The sequence below is a fragment of the Rhodococcoides kroppenstedtii genome (assembly GCF_900111805.1).
Classification (GTDB): domain Bacteria; phylum Actinomycetota; class Actinomycetes; order Mycobacteriales; family Mycobacteriaceae; genus Rhodococcoides; species Rhodococcoides kroppenstedtii.
On the sequence record NZ_FOJN01000016.1, the window covers coordinates 1 to 26,049 of the forward strand.

25 protein-coding genes are annotated in these 26,049 nt (G+C 69.1%); 7 read left to right on the top strand and 18 right to left on the bottom strand.

Annotation, left to right across the window (positions count from 1 at the left end; genetic code table 11):
• Positions 1 to 294, top strand: a 294-nt coding sequence (locus BMZ18_RS16500) for an integrase core domain-containing protein (protein WP_139204009.1), incomplete at its 5' end; no start/stop codon positions are given.
• 396 nt (positions 295 to 690) lie between these two features.
• Here BMZ18_RS16500 and BMZ18_RS16505 read toward each other — a convergent pair.
• From BMZ18_RS16505 to BMZ18_RS16515, 3 genes are all read right to left on the bottom strand, one after another.
• Positions 691 to 1,677 (bottom strand): SDR family oxidoreductase, encoded by a 987-nt coding sequence (locus BMZ18_RS16505; protein WP_068365726.1) that lies wholly within the window; start codon positions 1,675 to 1,677, stop codon positions 691 to 693.
• Between the two features lie 58 nt (positions 1,678 to 1,735).
• Positions 1,736 to 2,962 carry a cytochrome P450 gene (locus BMZ18_RS16510; protein WP_068365727.1) on the bottom strand — a complete coding sequence of 409 codons (1,227 nt, stop codon included), beginning with the start codon at positions 2,960 to 2,962 and terminating at the stop codon, positions 1,736 to 1,738.
• Positions 2,963 to 3,028: 66 nt separating this feature from the next.
• The gene (locus BMZ18_RS16515) at positions 3,029 to 3,496 is read right to left on the bottom strand and encodes a type II toxin-antitoxin system Rv0910 family toxin (RefSeq protein WP_068365728.1); all 468 of its coding nucleotides are present in this window, start codon (positions 3,494 to 3,496) and stop codon (positions 3,029 to 3,031) included.
• Positions 3,497 to 3,643: 147 nt separating this feature from the next.
• On the opposite strand from BMZ18_RS16515, the gene BMZ18_RS16520 reads away from it, so the two are divergent.
• The 5 genes from BMZ18_RS16520 (at position 3,644) to BMZ18_RS16540 (ending at position 7,925) form a co-directional block, all read left to right on the top strand.
• Positions 3,644 to 4,864, top strand: a complete 1,221-nt coding sequence (locus BMZ18_RS16520; protein WP_068365729.1) for an acyl-CoA dehydrogenase family protein — start codon at positions 3,644 to 3,646, stop codon at positions 4,862 to 4,864.
• A gap of 60 nt (positions 4,865 to 4,924) precedes the next feature.
• Positions 4,925 to 5,620, top strand: a complete 696-nt coding sequence (locus BMZ18_RS16525; protein WP_068365730.1) for a TetR/AcrR family transcriptional regulator — start codon at positions 4,925 to 4,927, stop codon at positions 5,618 to 5,620.
• A 342-nt stretch (positions 5,621 to 5,962) separates the two neighbouring features.
• Positions 5,963 to 6,802, top strand: coding sequence for a tyrosine-type recombinase/integrase (locus BMZ18_RS20220; RefSeq protein WP_211267512.1), 840 nt, complete (start codon positions 5,963 to 5,965; stop codon positions 6,800 to 6,802).
• Positions 6,803 to 6,861: 59 nt separating this feature from the next.
• Positions 6,862 to 7,395, top strand: coding sequence for a DUF2637 domain-containing protein (locus BMZ18_RS16535; RefSeq protein ID WP_068365731.1), 534 nt, complete (start codon positions 6,862 to 6,864; stop codon positions 7,393 to 7,395).
• Entirely contained in the window at positions 7,392 to 7,925 is a 534-nt protein-coding gene (locus tag BMZ18_RS16540; RefSeq protein WP_068365732.1) for a DUF1942 domain-containing protein, read from the top strand. The genes BMZ18_RS16535 and BMZ18_RS16540 overlap by 4 nt, the downstream gene beginning before the upstream one ends.
• A gap of 170 nt (positions 7,926 to 8,095) precedes the next feature.
• Here the strand turns inward: BMZ18_RS16540 and BMZ18_RS16545 are convergent, their stop codons facing one another.
• Entirely contained in the window at positions 8,096 to 9,022 is a 927-nt protein-coding gene (locus BMZ18_RS16545; protein ID WP_068365733.1) for a tyrosine-type recombinase/integrase, read from the bottom strand.
• 395 nt (positions 9,023 to 9,417) lie between these two features.
• Between BMZ18_RS16545 and BMZ18_RS16550 the strand changes: the two genes are divergently transcribed.
• A complete protein-coding gene (locus tag BMZ18_RS16550) occupies positions 9,418 to 9,690 on the top strand; it encodes a hypothetical protein (RefSeq protein WP_068365734.1) in 273 nt (90 codons plus the stop codon).
• 117 nt (positions 9,691 to 9,807) lie between these two features.
• On the opposite strand, the gene BMZ18_RS16555 is transcribed toward BMZ18_RS16550, so the two are convergent.
• The 14 genes from BMZ18_RS16555 to BMZ18_RS16615 all read right to left on the bottom strand — a co-directional run bounded on the left by BMZ18_RS16555 (position 9,808) and on the right by BMZ18_RS16615 (position 26,044).
• On the bottom strand, positions 9,808 to 10,116 hold the full coding sequence (locus tag BMZ18_RS16555) for a hypothetical protein (protein WP_068365735.1): 309 nt from the start codon (positions 10,114 to 10,116) through the stop codon (positions 9,808 to 9,810).
• A gap of 170 nt (positions 10,117 to 10,286) precedes the next feature.
• The gene (locus tag BMZ18_RS19795) at positions 10,287 to 10,454 is read right to left on the bottom strand and encodes a hypothetical protein (protein ID WP_156511651.1); all 168 of its coding nucleotides are present in this window, start codon (positions 10,452 to 10,454) and stop codon (positions 10,287 to 10,289) included.
• Positions 10,454 to 12,454, bottom strand: coding sequence for an SGNH/GDSL hydrolase family protein (locus BMZ18_RS16560; RefSeq protein ID WP_074922311.1), 2,001 nt, complete (start codon positions 12,452 to 12,454; stop codon positions 10,454 to 10,456). Before BMZ18_RS16560 ends, BMZ18_RS19795 begins: the two co-directional genes overlap by 1 nt.
• A 6-nt stretch (positions 12,455 to 12,460) precedes the next feature.
• The gene (locus tag BMZ18_RS16565) at positions 12,461 to 12,685 is read right to left on the bottom strand and encodes a hypothetical protein (RefSeq protein ID WP_068365737.1); all 225 of its coding nucleotides are present in this window, start codon (positions 12,683 to 12,685) and stop codon (positions 12,461 to 12,463) included.
• 10 nt (positions 12,686 to 12,695) lie between these two features.
• Positions 12,696 to 15,227, bottom strand: coding sequence for a hypothetical protein (locus BMZ18_RS16570; RefSeq protein ID WP_068365738.1), 2,532 nt, complete (start codon positions 15,225 to 15,227; stop codon positions 12,696 to 12,698).
• Positions 15,228 to 16,286: a hypothetical protein gene (locus BMZ18_RS16575; protein ID WP_068365739.1), complete on the bottom strand. Its 1,059-nt coding sequence runs from the start codon at positions 16,284 to 16,286 to the stop codon at positions 15,228 to 15,230. It abuts the gene before it with no gap.
• Positions 16,276 to 16,680, bottom strand: a complete 405-nt coding sequence (locus BMZ18_RS16580; RefSeq protein ID WP_068365740.1) for a hypothetical protein — start codon at positions 16,678 to 16,680, stop codon at positions 16,276 to 16,278. The genes BMZ18_RS16575 and BMZ18_RS16580 overlap by 11 nt, the downstream gene beginning before the upstream one ends.
• Complete coding sequence (locus tag BMZ18_RS16585; protein WP_068365741.1) at positions 16,680 to 17,111, bottom strand: hypothetical protein; 432 nt, start codon at positions 17,109 to 17,111, stop codon at positions 16,680 to 16,682. Before BMZ18_RS16585 ends, BMZ18_RS16580 begins: the two co-directional genes overlap by 1 nt.
• Positions 17,101 to 17,583, bottom strand: a complete 483-nt coding sequence (locus BMZ18_RS16590; RefSeq protein ID WP_139204010.1) for a hypothetical protein — start codon at positions 17,581 to 17,583, stop codon at positions 17,101 to 17,103. The genes BMZ18_RS16585 and BMZ18_RS16590 overlap by 11 nt, the downstream gene beginning before the upstream one ends.
• A 20-nt stretch (positions 17,584 to 17,603) precedes the next feature.
• Complete coding sequence (locus tag BMZ18_RS16595) at positions 17,604 to 18,104, bottom strand: holin (RefSeq protein ID WP_074922312.1); 501 nt, start codon at positions 18,102 to 18,104, stop codon at positions 17,604 to 17,606.
• A gap of 39 nt (positions 18,105 to 18,143) precedes the next feature.
• Positions 18,144 to 19,805 carry an N-acetylmuramoyl-L-alanine amidase gene (locus tag BMZ18_RS16600; RefSeq protein WP_074922314.1) on the bottom strand — a complete coding sequence of 554 codons (1,662 nt, stop codon included), beginning with the start codon at positions 19,803 to 19,805 and terminating at the stop codon, positions 18,144 to 18,146.
• 43 nt (positions 19,806 to 19,848) lie between these two features.
• On the bottom strand, positions 19,849 to 21,435 hold the full coding sequence (locus tag BMZ18_RS16605; RefSeq protein ID WP_068361746.1) for a Gp37-like protein: 1,587 nt from the start codon (positions 21,433 to 21,435) through the stop codon (positions 19,849 to 19,851).
• Positions 21,432 to 22,286 (bottom strand): hypothetical protein, encoded by an 855-nt coding sequence (locus tag BMZ18_RS16610; RefSeq protein ID WP_068361744.1) that lies wholly within the window; start codon positions 22,284 to 22,286, stop codon positions 21,432 to 21,434. The genes BMZ18_RS16605 and BMZ18_RS16610 overlap by 4 nt, the downstream gene beginning before the upstream one ends.
• Positions 22,283 to 26,044 (bottom strand): phage tail tape measure protein, encoded by a 3,762-nt coding sequence (locus BMZ18_RS16615; RefSeq protein WP_068361741.1) that lies wholly within the window; start codon positions 26,042 to 26,044, stop codon positions 22,283 to 22,285. Before BMZ18_RS16615 ends, BMZ18_RS16610 begins: the two co-directional genes overlap by 4 nt.
• Between the last annotated feature and the right edge of the window lie 5 nt (positions 26,045 to 26,049).

Genomic DNA, 26,049 nt, shown 5'->3' on the forward strand with positions numbered 1-26,049 from the left:
CAATACACCAGTTGGGTTTTCGGTCAACGACTGCGCACGGCAGGACTGCTCGGGTCGATGGGTCGGGTGGCCTCGAGCGTCGACAACACGATGATGGAGTCGTTCTGGTCGACGATGCAACGCGAGCTGCTCGACACCCGATCGTGGGACAGCCGAGACCAGCTTGCCTCCGCGATCTTCGAATGGATCGAGGCCTGGTACAACCCGCATCGCCGGCACTCCGGGATCGGCTACTCCTCGCCAGTGGACTACGAACACGCCTACCATCGACGGGTCACCTCACAAGTGGCCTGAACACCCAACCCGAACTGTCCGGGAAACCGGGTCAAGCTCCGTTCCGACACCTCGCGCCCGGATTGGAAACACGTAGCGCAGAACCTGGACGCCGTGCACCTCTCGCTGGCCGGTCTCCTCGCAGCGCACCCCCGGCTATCCGAGGTACCCCCGAACGACAGTCGCGACGGGTACCGCCACAGTCAATCCAGCCCACGGGCCGGCGTCGGACACTGGTCCACCGTCAGTACCGCGTGGATGAGACTGCCCCACAACTACGAGTGGAACGCACTGCACCGGTTCCGCTGACCGCGGTCCGTGGCCTGCCGTGCCTTATCGCCCCGCGGCGCAGCGCCACCGACCGCGCGCAGGGTACGCCCTGCGCGCACCGGCCGGCGCTGCGCACCGCGAGCCAGGTCAGTCCGTGGTCACGTGTCCCCGCCGACGGGCTTCACGCCGCGCGAATTCCCGGTAGCTGGTCGCGGGACGCTCCAGCAATTCGGGCAGCACGGTCAGGTCACCGGCGGGGAGCCCGTTCTTGTCGTAGTACTGCATCATCCTGACGTAGCAATCCTGCGACTCCCTCGGCCAGTTCCGAACACCCTTCGCGTTCGAGGACTGGCGTGCGCCGCGCACGATCTGCAGCGGCGCCGCGACGGGGTTGTTCCGGAGCGTCGTCCCCACCAGCGCGCCGAGGGACGCGACGCTCCACAGGGGGTTGGTGACCACGTTCGGTGAGAACTTCACGGCCGAGACCTTGTGCCCCAGAACCGCACTCCACTCGGCGGCCATCTCGTGGCGGGTGAGTTCCTGCGTGGACAGGTCGTACACGCCGCCGGCGTGCTTCTCGACGGGAGCCGCCAGGATGCGGGCACTGACCTCGCCGACGTCCTCGGCGTCGACTACGCCCATCACCGAGTTCGGCGACGTCGGGTACGGAAGCGCGCCGCCACGAACGAATTCCCAAAAATCCAGGTAGTTCTGCATGAAGTGCGACGCGCGAAGAAAGGTCGACGGGATTCCCGAGTCCTCGAACACGGTCTCGACGCGACCCTTCTCCTGGTGGTGGAACATCTCGGCGATATCGGGGTGGATCACCGAGTGGTACACCACGTGCTCGACGCCGTGCTTGCGCGCCGCCTCGACGATGTACTCCGCGATGAAGACCTCACGAACGATGCTCGTGGGGTTGGCGTGGTAGATCCTCGTCACGCCGTCCGCGGCAGCGACGATGTCGTCTCGCGATCGGACATCGCCCACGACGATCTCCGTCGCACCGTCCGAGAGCGCAACGCGCCCTTGGTCGGCGTTCTTCACGAAAGCCCGACTCGCAATCCCGCGCTCGTGCAGACCTCGCAGCAGCGAGCGGCCCACGCTCCCGCCGGCGCCGGTGATGAGGATCATCGTGCAACCTTCCTGTCGGTGAATCGAATTGGTGGTGTTCGGTGCGCTGCTCGTGCGCCTACGGCGACTGCGTGCTCCGCGCCGGGAGGTGAATGAATCCCCGCGAGATGAGGTCGGGCTTCCACTCGGGTTTCTTATCCGCGACGATCTCGAGGTCGCGGAACTCGCCCGCCAGCATCTCCGCGGCGATCTGCCCCTCGAGGCGCGCCAGCGGCGCGCCGATGCAGAAGTGGGCTCCGACGGCGAAGGACAGGTGCGCCTTGTCGTCGCGGTCGAGGTCGAATCGGTCGGGGTCGTCGAAGCGGGCGGGGTCCCGATTGGCCGATCCGACTCCCAGCGCCACCATCGCGCCGGAGGGAATCTCGGTGTCACCGATCGTCACCGGCTCGCGTGTCTTGCGGGCGATGATCTGCAGTGGTGCTTCGAACCGCAATGTCTCTTCGACGAAGTGCCGCGCCCTGGTCGGGTCCGCGGCGATGATCTCGCGCAATTCGGGGGTTCGGGCGAGCTGAACGGCCATGTGGCTCAGCAGGTTCGTCGTGGTTTCGTTACCCGCGAGGAGCAGGTGCATCAGATTGCCACGCAGCTCGTCCGTCGTCATGCCGCCGTCGGCCTCGTCGATGGCGGTGAGGGCGGACAGGAAATCGTCCTGCGGCTCGGCTCTGCGCTGGGCGATCAGATCGTCCAGGTAGGACACGAGCGGCGCCACGTCTCGGAGCATGTCGGCGCGGGCGTCGCCCTGCACCTCGGGCTCGAAGACGACCCGGAAGCGATCCGCGAGGAGCCGAACGAACTCACGATCCTCCTCCGGAATGCCGAGATAGTCCGCCACGACCAAGCTCGGCAGCAGGTAGGCGAAGTCCTGCGCGAAGTCGAAGGTGCCCTTCTCGCGGCACCGCTGCAGGAGGTCTCGACACAGGGCTTTCACCTGGTCCCGCCGCGATGCCACTTTCGGCGGAGCGAACGGGGGACCGAGCACTTTCCGCATCGTCGAGTGGGGCGAATCGTCCTTGTACATCATGATGTTCGAGAAACTCTCGACCACGGACTTCTGCACGGCGTCGGACGGATCGTGCATCGACACAGGCTCGTCCCAGAAGCTCTCGTGACCGAAGATCGCCGGCTTCTTCATGCAGAAGGACACGTCGTCGTAGCGCGTGACCAGCCACGCGTCGAAGCCGCCGACCTCCTCCATGAACGTCACTGGCGACGACTCCCGCATCATGTCGTACAACGGGTACGGGCCGGCATCGAACTCGTCGTGGAGAGCAACCGGTCGGGACATTCGACGACTCCTGCTTCGTGAGGTGGGGCGACCGACGTCGAGGTCGGTTGCGACGGTCCGTGGAGGTCAGTGCCGGGAGGGCGTCTCGGTGCTGCCGTCGACCGACGCCACGTACGTCGCGAGGCCGTCGAGCGTCTGCCTCAGCCGTTTCGTGAACGTTCCGTTGAGCGCTTTGCCGATGGGACCGACGAGAAGCGGGCTGGTGACGTCGAGGTCGATGGTCACCGTCGTGGTCTCGCCGGTGGGCTCGAGGCCGAGTCGCATGTGAATCTTCGAGCCGGTCGATCCGGCGCCCCGGAAGACGACCTCACTGGGGGTCCGGCACGTCTTCACCTCGAAGGTGATCGTGTCGACGAGGGCGGCCACCTTGATCTTCTCCACCATCGTCGATCCCACGTCGACGGGGCCCGACGGCATCTCCTCCCAGCCTTCGTGCAGCGCGTGCCAATGCTCGAACTTGGAGACATCGGAGATGACGTCCCACACACGCTGCTGCGGCGCGGGAACGATCCTGTCGCAGGAGATGGCGACCATGCGGGCCTTCCTTTCGAAACGGGGAAGCTCAGTGAGCCACTTTTGTGACTCGAAGTCAATATTGACCTCGAGTCAAAACTGTCTTACGTTCGGGCCCATCGACCACCGCGCCTCGTCTGAAAAGGCGCCCGATCGGAAGGCGGTCCGATGACCACCACTGCATTCGAGCCCTCGACCACCGCCCCTCGCCTCGACAGCGGGGCGGATGTGTTGGACAACCTGCGCGCCCTGCTCCCTGACCTGCGAGCAGGTGCCGCGGCCAACGAGCAGGCGCGTCGACTCTCCGACGACACCGTGGCGGCTCTGCGTCGTGCCGGCGCCTTCCGCATCGCCGCACCCGCCCGTTTCGGCGGGCTCGAGACGAACCTGCGCACCATGCTCGACGTCCCCTCGACCATCGCCGAGGGCGACGGCGGAGCGTCCTGGGTGACCACCCTGTCGAACATCAACCACTGGGCGCTCGGGCTGTTCGACGAGCGCGCGCAGGCCGAGGTCTACGCCGACGGGCCGGACGTCGTGATCTCCGGCGTGGTCTCACCGACCGCCACGGCCCGCCGCGTCGAGGGCGGCTACCGAGTCAGCGGCCAGTGGCCCTACGCCTCGGCCAGCCTGCACGCGACGTGGTGCACCGGTGGAGTGGTGGTACTCGACGAGGACGATTCCGTGCTCGACCAGGGCATGGCGCTGATCCCCAGCAGCGACTACACCGTCGACGACACCTGGTACGTCGCCGGCATGCGGGCCTCGGGCAGCAACACCGTCGTGGCCGACGACGTGTTCGTTCCCGAGCACCGGATGCTGTCGATGATGGGCGCGTTCAGCGGGTCCTACGTGGCCGAACGCACCGACTCGGCGTTCGCACGGTCGGCCTTCGGCCCGATGCTCGTGATGGTTCTGGTGGGCCCGCAGCTCGGAATGGGCCGCGCCGCACTCGATCTCGTCACCACCAAGGCAGCGGAGAAGTCGCTCGCCTACACCGTGTTCGAGCGGCAGGCGGATTCCGTCGCGTTCCAGATGATGGTCGCCGAGGCCGCACTGAAGATCGACACCGCGCATCTGCACGCCTACCGGGCGGCGGACGATGTGATGCGGTGGGCCGAAGCCGGGGTGTACCCGGACCTCGTCTCCCGTGCCCGCGTGCGTGGTGACGCGGCGGTGGCGCTGCGCGGCGTCACCGAGGCGCTCAACATCCTTCTCGACGCCACCGGGGCCGGTGCGTTCGCCGATGTGAATGCCCTGCAACGGATCTGGCGCGACTCGAACGTCGGAGCTCGGCACGCGGTGATGCTTCCCCGAGTGTCCGTCGAGACCTACGGCAAGGCGTTGCTGGGTGTCGAGCTGCACGACCACATCACCCCCATCATCTGATGGCGACGTCGCGGACGTCCGCGGACGTGGCGGTAGCCCCCACCTCGTTACGATGAGCCGATGTCCCGGCCCGCCACGAGAAGAGAAGCCCGCACCGCCAAGGCCGCGGAAACCCGTCGACGGCTGATCGAGACGGCGGTTGCCCTGTTCTCCGAGAACGACTACGACAAGGTGGGTGTCGGCGACATCGCCGACGCCGCCGATGTCGCGCACGGCCTCCTGTTCCACTACTTCACGAACAAGCGTGGCATCTACCTCGAGGCCATGCGCGCAACGGCCGAGTCGATGACGGCAGTCTTCACCGACATTCCCGTCGCGACGCCGGATGTGGCAGTCCGAGCGGCCCTGACGGCTCATCTGAACTACCTGCGTGGCCATCGGGGTCTCGCCCTGCGCCTGGTTCTGGGCGGACGAGGCGCCGACCCCGAGGCCTGGCAGGTGTTCGAGGACGCCCGCACCGCGGCACTGCAGGCCGCCGCGCACCTCCTCGGGCTCGAGGCCGACCGGCCCGCCGTACGGCTGGTCGGTCGCACCGCCGTCGCGGCGATCGACGAAGCCACCGTCCAGTGGCTGCACCTCGACGACGACGCGACCGAAGGGATGGACGTGGCCGATGTCGTCGAAACGCTCGTTCACCTCGTCGCCGGCTGCCTCCGCGCAGCACCGATACTCGACCCGACCGTCGACGTCGAGCCGGCCGTCCTCGCCCTGATCGGTCCTGCAGCACCGGTCGACGGCGACGGTACGGAGGCATAGTTCCGGATCGACTCCCGCGCTGCGCAGCGCCCGGAACCCGAACACAGAAAAGCCCCCCATCAGCGATGGGGGGCTTTGCCTGTGCGCCCACAGGGACTCGAACCCCGGACCCAGTGATCAAGGTCCGAACGTCCTCGACCTGCGGCGACGCCGCGCGCTCGAACCGGCCTTCTTCCCCGCTTCGTTGCCGGCCACGGCATGACCGGCTCGGAGCCGACGCCGATTCGGATGGGTCGGACAGTTGGGACATTTCACAATGAATCGGGCGACACGCCGGACCGAAGTCTCAACCTGAACAAAACGTCCAGACCGGCTCGCTCGGCACCGGTACCGATGGATGGCATGAAGATGCTGACGATTTCCAAGGCATGGGCTTCCGCCATCGGCGCCTGGGACGAGTACCTCCGGTCCGCCGGCCACCCCAAGGACACCCGGTACACCCGCACCTACCATCTCCGCCGGTTCGGCGCGGACCACGCGAAGCTCAGCCCGTGGTCGGTCACCCTCGATCACCTGCTCGCGTGGACCGCCAACAAGGACTGGGCGCCGAACACGCGGCGCAGCTACCGCGTGAGCCTGCGCGTCTTCTTCACCTGGGCCCACGCGCGCGGTCACATGCAGTCGAACCCAGCCTTCGAGCTGCCGAAGGTGACCGTCCCGCGCGCGCTTCCCCGGCCGGCCCCGAACGACGTCGTCGACGACGGTCTCCGCACCCTCGACATCCGCGTCCGTCTGATGATCCTGATCCTGACCGACACCGGCATCCGCCGCGGCGAGCTGTGCAGGGTCCACATTCGCGACCTCGAGCGCGATCTGATGGGCTGGACCCTGCGCGTCGTGGGCAAGGGCGGCCACGTCCGCGTCCTTCCGATCGACGAGCGTCTCGCGAGCGCGATTCATCGGATGCCCGGCGGATACCTCTTTCCCGGCCAGATCGACGGGCACCTCTCGGCCGCCTACACCGGGAAGCTCGTTTCCCGCGCGCTCGCCGACGGATGGACCGCCCACACCCTCCGGCACCGCTTCGCGTCCCTGGCCTATGCCGTCGACAAGGACATTCGCGCCGTGCAGGAGCTGCTCGGGCACGCCTCGGTGAGCACCACGCAGATCTACACGCTCGCGCTGCCCGACGCGATGCGCCGCGCAGCCGCCGGTGCCCGGGTGGGCCTCACCGCGGCGTGACGCGGGACAGACCGACAGATAGTTACGTGCGCCACGCATTCACTCTCAGGAGCCCCACCATGCTGCTCGCCCGTCTCACCTCGCTCGCGATCCTCACCGTCGTCGCGACCCTCGCGTTCGTGCTCAGCTTCACCGCCCTCGCCGATCTCGCCGCACGGAACGCGGTGCCGAAGCATCAGGCCTGGATGGTGCCCGTCGTCGTCGACGCGACCATCGTGGCCGCCACCCTCGCCGTGGTGACGCTGCGGCACCGACGGTGGTACGCCTGGTCCCTTCTCGCGCTTGCGGCCACCTTGTCCGTCGCCGGCAACGTCGCGCACGCCTGGTCGGCCGGCGTCGTGGCGGTCGTCGTCGCCGCCGTACCTCCGCTGTTCGTTCCTCCTGGCCATGACCGAGCTGGCGGTGCTCCTGGCCCGCGACCCACAGCGGCGTACACCGGTGACGCCGCTACTTCCCCACGTCGACCACCCGGACGTACCCGACCTCGCCGGCTCCTGGCGGGCAAAGAACGCACCGCACCTCGTTCCGGCGGCGTAACACGCTGGGAAACACGCACACTGGAATCGACCGGTCTGGTAGGAATCCCGGCATGAAGCGCACCCTGATCCCCACCGTGCTCGTCGCCCTCGCCCTCACGGCCGCGTGCACCTCGACGTCCACACCCGAGACGGCCACCCTCGGCGGCGGAGACTCCCCCGCGACCAGCGCCCCCGCCGAGGGCGGCAGCAGCGGCGGGAGTGACGCCCCGGCCGCCGCCGGGTCTGCTCTGACCATCGACAGCAACGGCGCCACCCGCGAGGTGACCATCGAGGGCTACGGCCCCGCCACCCCGGCGCAGTACGGGCTCCCGGCGACCGGCGAGCTGGTCCAGGTGACCGTCACGATCCGCGGCATCGAGGGCACCACCCAGCTCAACCCGCTGTATTTCACGGCGCGCGCCGAGGACGGCACCAGCTACCAGGCCGCGCTCGGCGCGATCGACGGCCAGCTCGACGTCGGCACCGTTCCGGCCGGCGACGTGATCCGCGGGGCCGTGGCGTTCGACGTCACCGGCGCTCCCGTGCAGTCCATTCGCTACACCGACGAACTCGGCGGACAGTTGGGCACCTGGAACGTGCAGTAGGCACGGCGCACGACCTCCGGGCACAGCAAACGGCCCACCCGAGACGTCTCGGGTGGGTCGTTCCAAGTTCGGCACCGACAGAGATAGTTACCTGCGTGCAGCAACCACCCGATCACCCTCGCGCGGTGCGCGACGCTTCACGTTGCCAGCGGTCGAACTCGCGCTCGGCCTTAAGCGACTGCTCCGAGGTACGCCGCGAGGGTGTGCGAGGCGTGCGTGTCGAGATTTGCGCGGCCGCGGTCGTACACCGCGATCGTCGTCGAGATGTCCTTGTGCCGCATTGACACCTGCACCTCGCGCAGAGGGACGCCGGCGTCGATCGAGTTCACGCAGAACGAATACCGGAACGTGTGCGGGGAGACAGTCATCGCAATCCCGGCGACCCGCGCGACCCGCTTCACGATGCGGTCCGCCGACCGCCGCGTCATCCTCGTGCCGTCACGGCGCAGCAACAGCGGCCCGGACGTGCGGCCGGCGATCACCGCGTCGATCGCGCGCATAACCACCGGCGGCTGCGGCACCGTCGCGATGTCACCACCCTTCTGCACGAACTCCATCACCCGGTGGCCCTTGGAGAAGGACAGCACGTGGTCGACGTCGAGCGAGCACACCTCGGAGACGCGCATGCCGGTGTAGCCCATGATCACGACGAGGGCGTAGTCGACCGGGGAGCTGTCGTACGCGGCGCGCGCCACGGCCTGCATCTCCGCTCGGTTCAGGTGGATCTTCTCGCCCACGACGCGGCGGCGTTTCGGGATGCGCAGCAGCCGCGTCGGGTTCTTGATGATCAGGTCGTCGTCGACGGCCAGCTCGTAGAACAAGCGCAACGTGCCCAGGCGGTGCGCGACAGTCGTCGGGCAGTTGCCGCGCTCCTTGGCGAGGTACTTCGCATACACCTCGAGGTGCTGGCGGCGCAGCTGGAACGGCGAGAGGTGGTGGCGGTCGCACCACTCGAGGAACCGGCAGAGGTCGGCGGTGTACCGCTCGCGGGTCTTGCCGTCGTAGCGGGAGAGGAACGAGGCGACGAACAGGTCGACGTCGAAGCGGTCGAGGGTTTCGGTCGCGGCGGGTGCGGGCAGACGGGTACCGTCAGGCAACGGTCATCACTCCAAGCTCAGGATTGGATGGTGGCAAGGCCCCGTTCGGTGTTGGTAGCACCGGGCGGGGCCGCTTACGTTCAGCGACGGTACCCCCGAATCGGACTGTCCGCCACGACGTTTGCGCACACGCACCAGGTCGGTGCGCCAACGCACGAAGAGCGCCCCACCTACCCGAAGGCAGGTGGGGCGCTGTGGCGCGATCCGACAGCAGGGGGGTTGCGTCGAGCCGCGATCGAGACTGTACCGACCCCCACCGACACGTCGCATTGCATCGGGTCAGGACCCGGTGAACACACCGGGCAGCAGAGACCAGAACCACGGCTGGTAGAAGATCCACGGCAGCATGCGACACACCTCCTCCCCCGACTCGGCGTGCGGGTACCGTCCGCCGGGTGACGGACGGTGAGCGGTGGGGTCGCGCGGAGCGGTTGCTGCGCGCGCTGCGGCGGCGGCTGGCGGCCGAGTACAACGGCGCGCACGTTGCCGACGGCGGGTGGACGGCCGGCCCCGAGGAGCTGGGCGCGCTGGCCGCCGAGGCGGAGCAGGCGCGCTACGGCCGCGGCGAGGTAGCCCTCGACCTCGAGGAGCGGGTCACCGCGTGGCTCGGCCCCGGGTGGGACGAAAGTCCGGAGCCGGACCCGTGGGGCCGACCGGGACGCGAATAGCGTCGATCGCATCCCGGACGACCTCGACGACCGGGACCCCGAGCACCTCGGCCCGTCAGGTGCAGCCGCCCGTCCAGCTCCTCCGGAAGCCGGAGGGTCATCGCCTTCACGAGGTCGTCAGACGCGCGGGGGCCAGGCCCAGGTGCGCGGGCCCTTACCCTCGCTGACGCTGCACGCCCAGAAGGTGTCCGTCCCGTCGAGCAGCACGTGCAGGTTCGCCGAGCCGGCGGCTTCCCAGACCCGAATGACGACGGCGGGGAAGACGTCGCCCTCGCGTACCTGGTTGCCGACGTGCGCGACGTACCCGGTGTCGCGGTAGTCGTCGGTCTTGCGGTGCTCGGCGAAGTCGGCGCGCCGCTTGGTGATCGCGGCGGCGTCGTCCGCGCTGAGGGTGTAGAGGACGGTGCGTCCGATGCTGAGTGTCATGGTGCGTCTCCTTCTCGTGACATGCGAAAGCCCCGCACCAAGTCGGTACGGGGCCAGTTGTGGGGCGGGGGGCGGGCGAACTCGTTGTAGTGCTCGCGGCCGCGTTACCCCCCTATGCCGGTTGCAGCTTTCCGGAATCCCCGGACGGTTCGAGCGGGGCATAGGCACCGCTATCGGGCGGGCGAGCCGTCCCGCTCGATGCCGAGGAACGCGACCATGTCGAAGTCCGGGTCGGGTTCGACAGGGGCGGCAACCGCCTGCAATGACAGTGCCGTGATCGCGGCGACATCGTCGGCAGCCACCACCACGCTCGGGTCCGGGGCCGTGTACTTACTCATCACGCCACCTGCTCTCGAACGGCTTCGATCATGAACGATCCCGTAACAGACATGCACTGTTCGGCGTACTCCTGGCCGCCCGCGTAGTTGTAGTGGATGCCGTCTGTCGACGTCCGCGCGGCCTGCGGCGTCTGATTCGGGGCCGCCTCGGAGCCGGAACCGTAGAAGAACGGGTCGGCCGGGTTGTTCGTGTCCACGTAGCCGACGACGTCCTTGCGGGCGGCGACCACATCGAGGTACCCGGCGCGGGTGCGAGCGACGTTGACGTTGGTCAGGTTCTCGGCGGCTCCGGGTTCACCGAAGTTGTACGGCTCCGGCCCCCACAGCACGAACCTGATGCCGGGGTCCCACGAGCTGATCTTGTTCAACCCTGCGGTCAGCTTGTCGATGACGTGCTGCTTCGACTGCCACAGCTCGCCGTCGTTGATCGTGCCGTTGATGAGGATAAGTCGAATCTTGTTCTTGCCTATGGCCTTGATCTTGTCGATGTTCGAATCGTGGAAGAACGGGACGGGGTTGCCCGCCGTGCCGTTGGCCGGTCCGTCGATGTTCTGCCCGCTACCGTTGTTGAGGAGTCCAGTGCCGCCCTGTCCCATGCGGACATGCGCCCACCCGGTGCGTTCCTGAATCCAGTCGCAGATGCTCGCCGTGGAGTACGTCTCGGCGGACCCGGCGACGTACATTCCCGACCCTTCGAGGAAGGAGTCCGACAGCGACAGCATCAGCGTGCGATCGGGTGGTCTGCGCACCATTGCGGTGCCGGGTATGACCAGTTGGTAGTAGGCGGCGTTGGCCTGCCCGACGAAGCGAATGCGGCGGGTCCGGCGGGTGGCGAACTTGATCAGCCGGAACCCCGTCGAATCAGCTCCGGTCCACACCAGCGGTCGGGACCGCAGCGGGCGCATGACACCCGCTTCGTCGGAGACGTACACCTGCGAGTCGTAATGCCCTCCGGTGAGAGCCGTCATGAGCGCCAGGACGTTGCCGCTGATCTCCCATTCGAGGTCGATGACGGCGCCGAGGGTGCGTGGCGTAGGTCGGTTCATCCCGCCGCCTGCCACGTTGGACGGGTTCACCGCCACCATCTGGGAACTCTGCGTGTTCTGCTGCGTGGTCGAGTTCCACGGAACCGTTTTGATGCTGGCGGAGAAGTCACCGCCCTCGTTGTGGTCGGTGGTGTACTTGTCCACCAGCACGTCGGAAGCGGGGTAGACCTCACGCGAGTACGGAGTCCACAGGTCCCGCAGCCTCACCATCCGCACATAGTTCTGGTCCGCGACCGCTTTCGAGAGCTTGGTGTCGACGACCTCCGACAGCCCGGCCGCAGCCTCGAGCGTCGCGTACCGCTGGTCACCGACCGTCGCCACACGGGTGTCGACGGCGTCGCGGGTGACGCCGGCCGTCGAGACCAGCGGAGCCACCGCGGAGTTGGTGACGTTCGCCGACGGGGCGGCCACGCGGCCCACCTCCGACTGCGCCGCCGGATCGTCCTCGGGCCCGGCGAGGAACACCAGCTCCCCGTCGTCGTTCTGCACGTCGACGACGCCGTACCCGCGGGGGCCTCGAATGATCTGCACCGCCGTCGACGACGGTGCGACGTTGATGTGGTCCGCGAGGTTGATCTCGCCGCCTGGCACCGCGTAGAAGAAGATGTCGTCGACCTGGACGGCCTTCGCGCCGTACTTGACGTTCTCGAACTTCGCCCGCCACTGCAGTTCGGACATGTTCGTCGTCGTCGCGTCGGGCGCCGGCACCTTCACGTAGTCCCGGTCGCGATCGACGATGTCGCCGAGCGGACCGATCTCGACCTCGATGCGGGTGAGCGCCTTGAGCTTGGCGACCCCAGCGTCGTTGTACTGCAGCATCTTCCCCGGCTTGACCATCGGCTCGAGCGCCAACGTCGCCGACAGCGGCACCGAATCGGGATGGTCGTCGGCGTCGACACCGTCGATCACCAGGGCGGTGAGGTTCACCCTCACCAAGCACGAACCCAGCGGCATGGCAGATCAGTTCCCTTCGGTCGTGGTGCCGCCGGACGGCGGCGGGTCGGGCTCGACGATCGGCTCCGCGTCGATGACCTCGGGCCCGGGCACGGGCTCGAGGACACCGACGAACGCCGTCACCTTGGTGGCGCCGTCGACGGCGACCGATACTTGCTCGGTCGCCTCGTCGTAGGTGACGGTCACCCCGCCTTGCAGGTGCTCGAACGAGATCTCGTGGGATTCGGGCACGGCGGGTCTCCTACTCGGGGTCGGGATAGTCGGCGGCGCGGAGGTAGTCCCAGCCGCCGGAGTTGACGAGGAAGAACCGGTCGACGCCGATGGTCACGTACCGGTTGTCGACCCCGCGCGGGAGCACGTTCGACGAGTCGACGTACTGGCACAGCGTGGTGGCCGCACCGTTCGCGTCGAGGCGCGACGCGGTGTAGACGTTGCCGACCGCGGAGAACCGGAACGTCGTCCCGGCGCCGACGGTCATCGACGCCGACGCCAACGTCGCGCTGGACGATCCACGGCGCTGGATGGACACCGAGTCCTCCCGCACCGCCATGACGATGCAGTTGTAGCCGGAGGCGTCGGATCGCAGACCGAGGTACGACGGCCGCGAGTTCACCGCGACGAGCGTCGACTCGACCGCGTGGTCGTCGCGGTTCAGCCGGCGGGTGTACTGGTAGTTGGCTTCGCCGTCGCTCGACCCGCTGACCTGGAACACACCGTTGCTGATCTGCGCTGCGATACCGGAACGGCGCACGAGAGCAGACGGCATCGTGCTGCCGTCGAAGTTCTCGTAGTACGCGGTCGGCGCGGGCACCGGGATCACGAGGGACGGTCCGATGCCGAGCCAGGGCAGGGTGTCGTTGGAGAAGTCCAGCGAGCCTGCGGACAGCGTCGTCCCGGCGGTCATGGCCGTCGACCGGCCGAATCGGGTGTTCGGCTTGGCCGGGTGCAGCAGTCCGTCGCGCTGCAGGCCCGCGAGCGTGATGCCGTACAGCGGCCGGACGCCACCCGAGCCGTACTGGTGGATGCCGACGAAGATCGTCTCTCGGTCCTCGATCAGCACCCCGTCGGGAATGGTGACCACGAATTCCCCCGACCCGGACCCAATCACGGCGGTCAGCTCGTCGGAGACCCACAGGATCACGACGTTGCCGTTCGTCGGGTCGAGTCGGCCGATCATCACCTGCATCGGGCACGGCGACGTCACCGGGCCGGTGGCGAAGGTGAACGACTCCCGCAGGCCGCCCCACGTTGCCCGGATGAAGCCCGCCGTAATCGTGTTCGCCGCCGGAACGAACGTCGCATTCGAGACCTGCGGCGACGCGCTGAACGTGTCCGAGTGCGTATGGCTGCCGAGGTTCTCGAGGCCGGTGTTCGACCCACTGGACGGGATGGTGTGACGGTGCGACCCGAGTGAGGTGGAGGACACCGCACCCGAAAGGCTCACACCCGTTACCCGCGGTTGCAACAGCACCCGGTCGAACGTCATCTCCGAGTTGGTCATCGAGTGCGAGAAGGGCCGCAGCGGCAGGCCCTCTTGGAACGTGATGACCGACGCCTGCACGGCCTCGACCTGATTCTTCACCGGCGCGATCGCCCCGGACACCGCACCCGCCACGGCGCCGGTGGCGGCGTTCGTCGCCTCCGTCACCGCGGTGTCGACGGCGTTGTCGGCAGTCTGCTGCGCGGTCTCGGCCTTGACCGTGGCCTGCTGCACCGCGGTCATGTCGTTGTTGCGGACCGAGAACGAGGCGAACCCGGGCGAGAACTGCGGCACCGCGAGGATGCCCGTCCACGTCGACAGCGAGAACCCGGACGTGCGGTGCGCCGTGTCGATCGGGAACGAGGAGGTGTCGGTGTGGTCGAGGATCACCACGTCGTCGATGACCACCTGATACCGGGTGCCGGCCATCCGCAGCTCGGGGGTGGACGAGTTCGAGTACGCGCGCGAGGTGGTCTTCCACTGCGTGCGGTTCATCGTCAGGCCGGACCGAGTGAAGCGACCGATGTTCGTCTTGTCGCCGAAGAAGTCGACGTAGACGCCCTCGGTCATGTCGGCGTTGCACCGTCCGTACAGCGACGTGCGCGGGTTCGGCGGGCACCCGCGCGGGTGCACCACCGCGGCGACGCGGTAGTCGTTCGACGTCGCCAGGAACGGGCACCGGGCGTAGCGGGTGCCGTCGTCCGGGAGCGCGTTCCGGCGAACCTGTGCGGCCTGGTCGTAGACGCCCATCGGCTCGCCGTCGCCGAACTGCACCCAGTTGGCCACCACACCCGGCTCCGGAGAGCCCAGCGTGGTCTCGTTGTCGCCGCGCTTGAAGTTGTCGAAATACTCGGCGCCGACGGCGATCTTGTTCTCGATCGCCGCCACCCGCGACGCCAGCGCGACGTCGCGACCGAACAGCAGGTTGGCGAACGTGCCGAGGTCGGTGAGATCGCCGTCCTCGACGCCGGTGAGCGCCTCGACGATGTCGCCGACCACCGGGATGTCGCCGGTGATCGCCGACAGCGCGCCCAGTCCCTCGCCGCCGGAGAGTATGTCGAGCATCTGCTGCGGCAGCGACGCCTTGCCCGCGGTGCCCTCGAAGATCGCCCCGAACACCAGATCGGCGGCATCCTGCGTCGCGGTGAGGTCACCGCGGTTGCCGAAGGCGTCGAGTTCGTCGCCGGACGCGGAGTACTTCATCGGCATCTGCTCGTACCGCTCGGCCGGGTACGCCTCGAAGTCCGGTGACGCCGACAGCGGCCGCTCGAAGTAGTCGTACGTCGACGACACCTACGCCACCCGGGTCAGGCGCACCCGCAGCTGCGCGAGGTCGGGGCGGTAGGACCATCCCAGGGTCACACCGGCCTTCTTCACCGCCGACAGGTACAGGTTCACGATGGTGCCCGGCTGCACGACACCCTCGGCCGAGCCCGGCTGGATCGCCACATCGGAATGCGCGCGCAACGCCACCTCACGCCACCCTTCGCCGTCCTGGCCCTTGCCGTAGCCGACGATCGCGCCGGACACTGCGTCGTCGCGGCGGATCTCGAGGTCGATCTGGTGGCCGGCGTTCGACTTCACGTCGACGCCGCCAGAGAAGTCGAACCGGTACGGGTACGTCTTCGCCGGGATGGTCACCGCGACGAGCTGCTGCCGGGTCACCGTCGACGCCTTGTCGAAGGCGGCCGGGAACCCCGACGGGGGCACCACGTACTCCTCGATCGCCGACGGCGGGTCGAACCAGTGCAGCTTGCCGTCGGCGCTGCGCCACCGCAGCGACTGACCGTCCGTCGGGTCGCCGTCGACGTCGACCGAATCGATGACCGACCCGGACGGTCCGGGCGGGCCCACCGGTCCCTCGGGGGGCTCGGGCAGGTCGAGGTGCAGCGCGTACGGGCCGCCGGCGGAGCCGGTGATCTCCATGACCGCGTCACCGGCCACGGCGCCGTCGTAGGAGACGGTGCCCGGCTGCAGCGTCGGCGGGTCGCCCTTGTCGCCCTTGAGGCCGTAGGCGTTCTGGTAGACCACCCAGCCGTCACCGCGCCAGACGTACTGGGCGTTGGTGTCGGTGTTGCGGTACGCCCAGTTCAGCTGCGCCTGACCGTAACTCGTGCCGAGCGCGGTCAGCTGCGCGGTGGTGCGCTCCCCCTTGTGGATTGCCCCGGGCGGGCCGGCGGGGCCCGGCTCACCCTGGTACGCGGGCAGGCCGATGACCGCACGCTGCGCCGAGCCGTCCTGGCGGCGGCGCACGTGCAGGTACGTGTCCGTCATCGGCGGCATGTCGGGGGTCTGCGGTATGCCGTAGATTTCGAGGTCGACGGTGATCGTCTCGATCGGGTCAGTTGCCATCGCCGTTGTCTCCGTCCCGTGCGTCGCGCTCGTGGGCGCGGACCTTGTGCTTGAGCGAGCGCAGCGCGGCCTCGCGGGTTTCCTCGAGCGCGACGATGCCGGTGGGGCGGTGCATCAGCCGGAACGCTTCGTCGTCGCCGATGGAGCGGATCTCGATCTCACCGAAGTCGGGGGTGACCTCTATGTCGAAGCGGGTGACCCACTCGCCCTGGTCGTAGACGACGTTGGCCTGCCAGTTCAGGATCGCCTGGGCGAGGTGGTTGGTCAGTCCGTTCTGGCCGCCGGGCAGGTTCGCCACCGTGCCGTTGGCGAGGGGGACGGCGGTGAGGAACGATCCGAGGTCCTGGACCTCGGGGTCGCCGATCTTGAAGCGGGGCTTGACGACGTCGGGCACTACCGCGGCTCCTCGTGGTCTGCGAGCGCCGGCGCGCGCGGAGGCATCCGCGCGGCCATGAACTCGTGGAAGGTGATGTGCACGGGCGGCGGGAAGTCCCACCCCTGCTCAGCTGAGTAGATGTTGTGGTCGCGGTGCCAGCGGGCGTCGTACTCGAGGTAGTCGTCGTACAGCGCCGCCGTCTCCGACAGCGCCCGCACCCGCCTGTCCAGGGTGGTCACCTGCCGCTTGAGGTCGGCCAGGTCCGCGGCCTCGGTGACCCGTCGACGCTCGGCACGGTTGCGGAACCACTGTCCGCCGGGCAGCACCTTCGCCCAGAACGTCGACCCCTCCGCGAGGGTCTGGCCGATGTACCGGTACGCCACCGCCGCCCCGATCACGTACAGAATCCACGGGTACTGATCGACCAGTCGTCCGATCTCAGCGGGCATTGGCGGACCTCCATGCGTTCATGGAGCTGCGGTAGAGCGCGGCGTGCACCACCGCGGCGCCGACGATCCACCCCAGCCCGGTGCGGAAGCCGAACAGCGACGAGTCCGTCAGTGACGCCCGCTCGAGCACGTCCGCCAGCGACCCGATGCCGAAGACGACGTACACCGCGACGAGCAGTCCGTGACCGACGGCGCACACCCGCCAGCGTCCGAAGTGTGCGCCGACCGCCCCCACGGCGGCGCACAGGATGAAGAGGTACCCCCAGGTGTCGAGCGGCGCGGCGCGTTCGACGGACGACAGCACGGCCGGGACCGTGTCGGCGGGCATGGCGACGTAGTCGAGTCCGCGGAAGAACGCGACGGTCAGCATGCCCATCTGGACGAAGAAGGCGTCCGCGCTGTCGATGCGGAAGTCGGCGCGCAGGCGGATGAAGCGAGCCGCGAGCGGGAAGCTCGCGACTCGCCGGAGCACCCGGCGCCGCCACCGCACCATCAGTCGCCGTCGACGCTGGAGACGCTGCCCGTCGGATCGATGACCGGGACCGCGACGGGGATGACCGGGGCGGTGGACGGCAAGCCCTTGGTGGCGCCGAGGTTCAGGGTTCCGAGCGAGGTCAAGACGGAGACGAGGGCGGCGGTGCCGGCGAGGGCGAGGGCGTTCTTCCAGTCGATGTCGGCCCAGCCCCCGGCGACCGGGATGGCGCCGACCAGGGTGCCGGCGAAGGTGCGGGCCGCGCGGTCGAGTATGTCGACGAGCGGGTTGCCGGAGGTGAGGGCGGCGGCGGTGCTGACCGCGACGAGGACGGTGACGAGGGTGGCCAGGCCTGCGGAGCCGAGGACCTGCGTCCACGACACCGACAGCACGGTGCCGGCGAGAAGGAACAGCGTCACGTTCTGCACGAACGTCTTGACGGCGCGGTCGGTGAGGTCGAGGAAGAACGCCTTGGTGCCGAGGGCGGGGCCGAAGCTCACCTCGGTGGTCGCGTGGGTCATGACGGTGGGTCCTTTCGTGGTGGTGCGGGGGTGGGTGGATCAGAGGAAGCCGAGGGGGGTCGTCGGGGCGACCCACTCGACGGTGACCTCGTCGTCGGTGTCCAGGCCGAGTCCGGCCAGGACCGTCGGGGAGACGTCGACGACGCGCTTGGTGGGTGCCGGGCCCCAGTCGGCCGGCCGCAGGACGACCGAGCGGCCGCCGCCGGTGACCTTGACCCGCTTCGAGGCCAGGACCGTCTTGAGGCGCATCTTCTCGGCCGGGGTGATGTCGGTGCGGTCGACCGGTCCGACCCATCCGGGTGTGCCGGTGCGGTGCTGCGCCAGCCCGACGTACCCCCACCGCATGGCGCAGTAGAACGGGTCACGGGGGTTGTCCGCCGGTTCGCCGGAGACGCCCATGTTCCGGCCGCGCGTGGAGGCGTCACCCGGGGTCGCGAAGTGGCTGATGCCGCCGACCCACTTGTTGTCGCGCGGGGTGAGCTGCCGCTCGTCGTCGGAGGGGACGTACCCGGCCGGGGCGGGCGGGGCGGGCGCCGGGGCGACGGGCGCGCGGGGCGGCGAGATCGGCCGCACCTTGCCGGTCTCCCCGACGAACGCGATCGCCGAGTTCGTCGCCGCGGTCCAGTAGACGACGCCGTGCTCGAAGCGCTGCCACTTGCCCTCGGCCCAGTCCATCTCGTCGGACAGCGGCCAGCCCAGCTCACCGCGCTCGTAGTCCAGGGAGGCGTACTTCTCACGGATGGTGCCCTGGACGATGTAGGCGTTGACGGTGGTCGGTTCCTCGGCGCGGTCGTAGACGGTGCCGTGCTGGAATGCCTGCACGACGCCGCCCGCGACGGGGCGGCCCGTCGATCGGGTGAACGGGAGCAGGTCGAGCTTGGGACCGCGCGGGTAGCCCAGTCGCCCGGCCTCGTAGCCGGTGGCGGCGAAGGCGTCGCCGATCGGGCCGAACGGGATCGCGTACGCGGCGCGGCCCTCGTCGACGGTCGGCGACCAGTACACCCACCCGTGCTCGTACTGGGCGAAGCGGCCGGCGCCGTCGGGGGTGGTGACCTCGCGGCCGTCGGAGACCTTGGCGCCGAGCCAGTCGTTCGCGGCGCGGCACTGCTCGATCACCGTGGGCAGCGCGGGGTCCGGACCGGCCGGGACGACGTCGGTGCCCTCCCGGACGAAGCGGTCGACGTGACCGGCGTAGACGTCCCAGGGGAAGTTGTCGCCGACGTCGGTGTGGCCGGGTCCGCCGAGCACGGCCATGTTGATGCCGCGGTGGTCGGTGAGGCCGTTGCGCTTCGAGCGCAGCTCGTCCCATCCGCGCACCACGGGGTCGAAGCCGTACTTGCGGGCGTCGAGCACCTGCAGGTACGCGGCGATCTCGATGGCGTTGCCCATCCGGTCGAGCCACTCCTGCTTGGACCACCGCACGAACGACCCGGCGAAGCAGACGTTGACGACGCGGCCGTTGGCGTTGCCGACCGACCACGAGGCGTCGTCGGTGTCGACGACGGCGACGACGTTGCGGTCGTTGTCGACGGTGTAGTGGTAGCTCACCTGCGAGGACGGGTTGCACAGGTAGTTCGCCAGGGACGCGGCGGTACCGGGACCTTCCTGGGTGTGGATGGCGCCGAAGCGGATGTCGCGGACCGGGCGCGCGTGGTGGTGCGGGGACCACTGGATGCGCTCGTCGTAGGCGGGTTTGGGCATGGTGGGGCCTCCGGATCACTGGTGCTGCGGTGGTGGGGGTGCGCTACGTGCCGAGCGCGACGCGGGAGAGCCAGGCGCCGACGCGGCGGATCTTCCCGAGCGCGAGCGCGCCCGGTTCCTTCTCCGCTTCGCCCGACCCGATCTGCAGGGTGAACTTGCCGTGCACGCTGCGGGAGTACTCGTAGGAGATCTCCATCAGCTTCTCGACGCGGATCTTCCCGCTCGGTGTCTCGTAGCCGACGGGATAGCCCTTCCGGACGTCGCGGCCGACGAAGTACGGTGCGCCGTGGGAGACCTCGACGGATTGCGAGACGAAGCCGCGGTGGTCGTAGAGGGTCTTCTTCATCGAGGCGAGCGCGTTCAGAGACAGGCCCGTCACCGACGATTCGCCGAACGCCTCCCGGAACCGCCACGGTCCCGCCTCGCGGGCGAGCCGCAGATCTTCCTGGGAGTGGAACGCCATCACGACGTCCTTGACCTGGTCTTCGAAGATGCCGAGCTGCAGCACCGGGAAGCCGGGGATGATGCTGCCTGCCGCCGAGGAGATGACGCCGAGGAGCAGGTTCGCCCCGGTGACGATGGCCTGGTTCAGCCAGTCGGGTGACTTGCCGCCCACGGTCACCTTGGTGGCGAACGGGATGTGCGTGACCTCTTCGACCTTGTCGATCGTCGAGTGCTCACCGGCGCGGTATACCGGGATGGCCTCGATCTCGGGGTCCCGCTCCCCCGGTTTCAGGATCGGGTACGTGATCCACTCGATGGCGTCCTGCGCCATGGCCAGGCCCGTGCGGATGAGACCGCCGATCGCGTTCCCGGAGAATGCGATCGGGTCGCCGAGTGGGACGAAGTCGACGATCATCGTCGGCCGGTCGAGGACGGTGAACTCGGGGAACGGTTGCTCGTGCTCGCCGGGGTTGAACCACGTCATCGTGATCGAGAGGTTCTCGACCTGGCAGATGTCGAGGGCCCAGTCGAGGAACTTGTCCATCCGAGCGACGCCGGGCAGCCACCCGGTGCCGTCGGCCAGACCTTTCCGGCGCGGGTTGACCATCAGCGGCCACATCGCGTTGCGGAACAGGTTGTAGGTCTGCGGGTCGAGCAGGTCCCCGGACGGGATCGACCAGAGCGGTGCCTGCACCCGAATGAGGTTCGGCGTCAGCGCCATCGAGAGCAGAGTGGCCGCCGGGGCGAAGCCGCTCCACTCCTTCGGCCACTGGAACTCGGGTGGGAACCACGCATTCGGGTAGATCCGATACCAGTTCAGGAACTCGATCGGGTGCACGGCGACGATCTGAATGAATCGCTTGCGCGTCAGCCGATCTCGCACCCGAGCGAACGTGGTGGTGAACCACACCGTCTGATACTCGGGCAGGTCGACGACGATGGGCCGGACCGCGTACTGCGACTGGCCGTAGAAGTACTCCTCCCAGACCTCGTTGTCCGGAACCGTCATCGTGAGGCTGCCGGCGGCGTTCTCCTTGTCGTTGAACTTGAGCTCGCCGAAGTCGCCGCACGGGGCGTAGAGGTCCATGAACTTGGTCATGAACCGCACCCGCGGGCGCGGGTTGCCGTACGTCGCCTGCTCCTGCGCCGCCTCGGACTGGTACTGCGCGTACGCCTCCCGGCTCACAGCAGACCCTCGTGACGCTGCGGGACGGTCGCCCACAGCTTCGTCGTCGGGCCCGCGCCCGTGATCTGGAACCGCACGCGCGTCACCTCCCCTGCCGGGATCGCCTTCGGGAAGTACTGGGCCTTCATCTGCGCCCACAGGCTGCGGCCGCGGTCCGACGAGCGGGCCGCGCGCTCGCGGATGGTCTGCACCCGGGTGTCGGTGTCGATGAATATCTCGCGTCCGACGCCGATGGTCACCGGCATGGTGACGTCGTTGCCCGCGTACACCAGCCGCAGACGGCCGGGGCCGGTGAAGACGAACTTCGGCCACCCCGGCGACTGCGGCCCCGGGTAGAGGTAGAGCACCCCGGTCCCCGCGCCCGTGGTGTTGGCCCACTCGTCCTCGTCGTCCTTCGACCGGGCGTGCGGCTTGTCGGCGATGAGCATGGTGTCGAACGTCGCGCCGTTCGCCGACGCCGGGTCGGAGCCGTACGCGGGCTTGAACGACCCGCGCCGCGCCGCGACCATGCGCCACCCGGTGCCGGTGGTGAACGCGCACAGCCACCCGAGCCGGTCGCGCGGGACGAGGGACTTGAAGTGCTCCTTGCGGCGCTGGAAGTCGGCGTTCGAGGTGCCGAGAATGTGGATCGGCAGATCGATCTCGCCGTGGTCGACGACGCCGCCGAGGTAGTTCTCGCCCTCGTCCATCGCGGCCGCGTCGAACAGTGCCTTGACGTCGACGTGGCCGAGCCCTTCCGGGCCGGACCCGACCCAGATGCCGGGGTCCCCGACGACGCCGTGGCCCGACAACGGGACCACGACGCCATTTGGGGACACCCACTGCAGGATCGACTTGTCCGCACCGATCATCCGCCCCAGCCTCCGATCGACGCCGCGTCGGAACGCGCCAGGTGGTTGAGTTCGGTGAAGAGTTTGCGGACCAGCTCATCGATCGACATGGTCTGCACGTCGCCCATCTGCACCAGCGGCCCGGCCGGGGCCTCCGCCGGGGGCGGCTTCTGCCCCTCGGCGCCCTGCGGATCGACCGGCGGCTGCGCGAGCGCCGGCGACGGCTGCGACACCGGAATGATCGGCAGGTCCGCGAAGTCGCCGAACCCGAAGAAGTCCAGGGTGTCCCCCAGGGTCTCCTTCGCGAAGTTCGACGCGGTCTCCCCCGCGTAGTCCGACAGCGACATCGACGACGCACCCGACGACGAAGACGGCGTCGACGAGGAGGACGGCGTCGACGAGGACGACATGCCGGCCGACGACGAGGACGACGTGCCGGCCGACGACGTCGACGGCTCGGTGGTCGACGACGACGCCGACCCGGTCGAAACGTCCGGCGACCCGGCCGACCCCATCTCGGTGTTCAGGTCCACCCCGGGCAGCGCGTCGCCGCCGACGAAGAACTCCGGCGGCAGGTGCGCGTGATCGGTGAACGACGGATCGTCCGCGCCGGCGGCTGCGCCGCCGACCTGACCGTTGCCGCGGCCGCCGCCCATCTCGACGTTCGTGCCGTCGGGCAAGGTGCCCGCGGTGTGACCGCCGTACGGGCCGCCGTTGTACCAGCCGAGGTTGAACGACCCCGGCGGGCCCAGACCCGGCTCGAAGCCGCGCTCGGCGAGCGCCTCGGCCATGTTCCCCGTCGCGAACCGGGACCCGAACGGGTCGCGGCCGGTGGCGAAGTTCGCCAGTGCCGACATCGCCCCGGAGCAGTCACCCCAGTTGACGCCGCCCCAGACGTAGTCCGCGCCCTCGAGGCCGTTCTCGCGGGGGAACCGGTTGAGGTCGTCCGCCGAGATGAGACCACCACCGGCCAGGCCGGGCAGCATCCCGGCCAGGAACTCCGGCGAAGGTACCCACCCGGCATTCAGCGCCGCGACCACCGCCGCGCCGCCGCCGGTCATGGCGTCTTCCTTCACCACGCCCTCACCGGCGGAGACCCGCACGATCGGCATGCCGCGACCGTCGACCCCGAGGAGTGAGTCGGAGGTGCCGGTGCCGGGCCCGAACAGGGTCCCGTCGCCGCGGCGCCCCGCGATGGTGCCGCCGGTGCGCAGCGACTGCAGGGTGTAGGCGAACGCGCGGACCGTGGTCATGCCGGGGATCGAGAACCCGAAGATCTTGTCCGGGATCTTGGCCAGCAGGTTGCCGATGCCACGCAGCGCCGGTCGGGCGACGTCGAGGGCGCTCGAGAAGGCGGACCCGATGGCGTTGCCGACGGTGTCGAAGACGCCGCTGATGGCACTGCCGGTGGCGCCGAGGAAGTCACCGACCCCGCGGAAGGCGGAGACGATGCCGTCGAACGCCGGACGCAGCACGTTCTCCCACATCCACTTCCCGGCGTCGGCGACCGCCGTGAAGGCGCCCTGCACGATGTTCCGGAAGGTCTCCGAGTTTTGATACGCCAGCACGACACCGGCGACCAGCGCGGTCAGGGCGATCACGACCAGGCCGATCGGGTTCGCATTGAGTGCCACGTTCAGCGCCCACTGCGCCGCCGTCATGATCCCGGTCGCGGCCGCGCCGGCCACCATCACCGCGCGCTGCGCGACGAACGCCGCGCCCTGGGTGGCGAGCGCGCCGACCGTGGTCGCGGTCGAGGCGACCCAGGCACCGGACGACACCAGTGCCTGCGCCACCGCCGATGCGCTCATCGCGACGAACGAGCCGACCGCGCGGGCCTGCATGGCCACCCATCCGGCGCCGACGGCGAGTTGCGACCCGATCCAGGCGCCGGTGGTCAGAGCCGCCTGAGTGATCGCGGATGCCGACGACGCGACGAACGCGACCGTGGCGCGGGTCGCGGTGAGCGCCCATCCGGCCGCGACGCGTGCCTGCGCGGCGAGCCACGTCCCCGCGGTCTTCGCGGCCTCCACGGTGGCGGCCGCCGACGTCGCGATGAACGAGCCGACCGCGCGGGCCTTCTGCCCTACCCAGTCTCCGGCCTTCGACGCGGTCTCCCACGCCGAGGTGATGCCGTCCTTTGCCGAGACGAACCCGTCCTTGACCGACGAGACACCGTCCTTGACGGAATCGAACACACCCTTGGCCTGCTCGAAGCCGCCGAGCGCACCGGACAGTCCGGTCATTCCGGCCACCGTGGCGATCAGGGACCCGTCGGTCTCGGCCAGGCCGCCGGTGAACTCGTCGAGCATCGGCAGGGCGTTGTCGCCGAGGATGCCGACGATGTTCGACTGGATGCCGCGCCCGAACTCGGTCAGCCGGGTCGCCACGTTGTCGTTGAGGGTCGCGCCCATCTCGTCTGCGGAGCCCGCGGCGTCGCGCATCCGGTCGGGCACGTTGGCCAGGCCGTCGAGGAACTGCGGAATCTGGTCGACCGAGAGGTCCTCGAGCGGGGTGCCGAACAGGGCGATGGCCGCGTTGGCCCGGTCGGCCGGGTTCTCGATGGCCAGTAGTCCCTGCGCGGTGCGCTGCAGCGCCTCCTGGGCGCCGTCGCCGCCGGCCGCGACCTTCGCCGACATCTCCTCGGCGTTGAGCCCGATCGCCTCGTACGCCGCCGTCGACGACGTCGACATGTCGGAGCCACGGATCGTGAACTCCTTGAGCGCATCACCGGTCTTGTCGAGCGCGAACTTCCCGTTCTGCGCCGCGCCGACCAGGATTGAGAACGCCTCGTCACCCTCGAGACCGAGGGCGCGGAAGTTGGTGCCGTACTCGTTGAGGATCTCGGGCAGCTCACCGCGCATCGCCGCGGGGACCTTCTGGAACGAGGACACCAGCAGGTCGAAGCCCTCGTCGGCGGTGCCGGCCAGCCCGTTGCCGATCAGCTGGTTCACCGTCTGCACGGACTCGGTGACGTCGGTGCCGAACACCGACGCGAAGTCCAGGGCCTTCTTGGTGATGCGCTCCATCGACCCGTCGTCGAGGTACGCCCCACCCTCGTCGAGCCCGCCGAGGGTCGAAGACACCGCGTCGATGGCGGTGGTGACCTCACCGAGGTTCTCGCCGTACGCCTGCGCGTAGACCTTGCCCGCCATCTCGCCGTACTGCTTCGCCGCCTCCGGGGTGGACCCCAGCGCTGCGTTCAGCTTGTCGGTGGTCACCTCGTTGGACATGGCGGTGCTGATGCCGCCCACCGCGGTGGACAGGCCCGCCGCGCCGGCGGTCAGCGCGGCCAGCTGCTTGATCCCGCCCCCGACGGACGAGAACATGCCCTTGAGCGCACCGTCGCCGCGGCGAGCCGAGTTCGACACCTCGTCGGTCGCCGACGACGCCCGCGCCTCCGCGGCAGCGAGCTGGTCGGCGGCGGTGGTGGCGTTGCGGGTCGCGGCGGCGACGCCGCGCTGCGCCCGCTCGACCGCCTCCACCGCGGAGGTGTACCGGGCGCCGGAGGTGATGCCGCGGTCGGTCAGCTCCGCGAGACGAGCCTCGGCGACCGTGCGCTTGCCGACGGCGTCGGCGGCCTTGTCGTTCGCCGCCGCCACCCGGGCGGTCGCCTTCTCGACCGCCGCGCGGGACGCCTCGACGCCTGACGCCATGGCCGACCCGATGGCGCGGCCGGCGCGTTCACCGGCACCGGCCGTGCCCTCGGTCAGACGACGCCCGAAGTCCCGGAACGACGGGAGAATCGGAAGCCAGACTGTGTCGTCTTCGTCGGCCACGAGTG

Bases quoted from the DNA above. Each gene is read 5' to 3' on its own strand.
- BMZ18_RS16520 (WP_068365729.1), top strand. From the start codon at position 3,644: ATGACCACCACTGCATTCGAGCCCTCGACCACCGCCCCTCGCCTCGAC.
- BMZ18_RS16560 (WP_074922311.1), bottom strand. From the start codon at position 12,454: ATGCCGCTGGGTTCGTGCTTGGTGAGGGTGAACCTCACCGCCCTGGTG.
- BMZ18_RS16575 (WP_068365739.1), bottom strand. From the start codon at position 16,286: ATGGCAACTGACCCGATCGAGACGATCACCGTCGACCTCGAAATCTAC.
- BMZ18_RS16525 (WP_068365730.1), top strand. From the start codon at position 4,925: ATGTCCCGGCCCGCCACGAGAAGAGAAGCCCGCACCGCCAAGGCCGCG.
- BMZ18_RS19795 (WP_156511651.1), bottom strand. From the start codon at position 10,454: ATGAGTAAGTACACGGCCCCGGACCCGAGCGTGGTGGTGGCTGCCGAC.
- BMZ18_RS16555 (WP_068365735.1), bottom strand. From the start codon at position 10,116: ATGACACTCAGCATCGGACGCACCGTCCTCTACACCCTCAGCGCGGAC.
- BMZ18_RS16585 (WP_068365741.1), bottom strand. From the start codon at position 17,111: ATGCCCGCTGAGATCGGACGACTGGTCGATCAGTACCCGTGGATTCTG.
- BMZ18_RS16595 (WP_074922312.1), bottom strand. From the start codon at position 18,104: ATGACCCACGCGACCACCGAGGTGAGCTTCGGCCCCGCCCTCGGCACC.
- BMZ18_RS16535 (WP_068365731.1), top strand. From the start codon at position 6,862: ATGCTGCTCGCCCGTCTCACCTCGCTCGCGATCCTCACCGTCGTCGCG.
- BMZ18_RS16610 (WP_068361744.1), bottom strand. From the start codon at position 22,286: ATGATCGGTGCGGACAAGTCGATCCTGCAGTGGGTGTCCCCAAATGGC.
- BMZ18_RS16505 (WP_068365726.1), bottom strand. From the start codon at position 1,677: ATGATCCTCATCACCGGCGCCGGCGGGAGCGTGGGCCGCTCGCTGCTG.
- BMZ18_RS16600 (WP_074922314.1), bottom strand. From the start codon at position 19,805: ATGCCCAAACCCGCCTACGACGAGCGCATCCAGTGGTCCCCGCACCAC.
- BMZ18_RS16510 (WP_068365727.1), bottom strand. From the start codon at position 2,962: ATGTCCCGACCGGTTGCTCTCCACGACGAGTTCGATGCCGGCCCGTAC.
- BMZ18_RS20220 (WP_211267512.1), top strand. From the start codon at position 5,963: ATGAAGATGCTGACGATTTCCAAGGCATGGGCTTCCGCCATCGGCGCC.
- BMZ18_RS16515 (WP_068365728.1), bottom strand. From the start codon at position 3,496: ATGGTCGCCATCTCCTGCGACAGGATCGTTCCCGCGCCGCAGCAGCGT.
- BMZ18_RS16540 (WP_068365732.1), top strand. From the start codon at position 7,392: ATGAAGCGCACCCTGATCCCCACCGTGCTCGTCGCCCTCGCCCTCACG.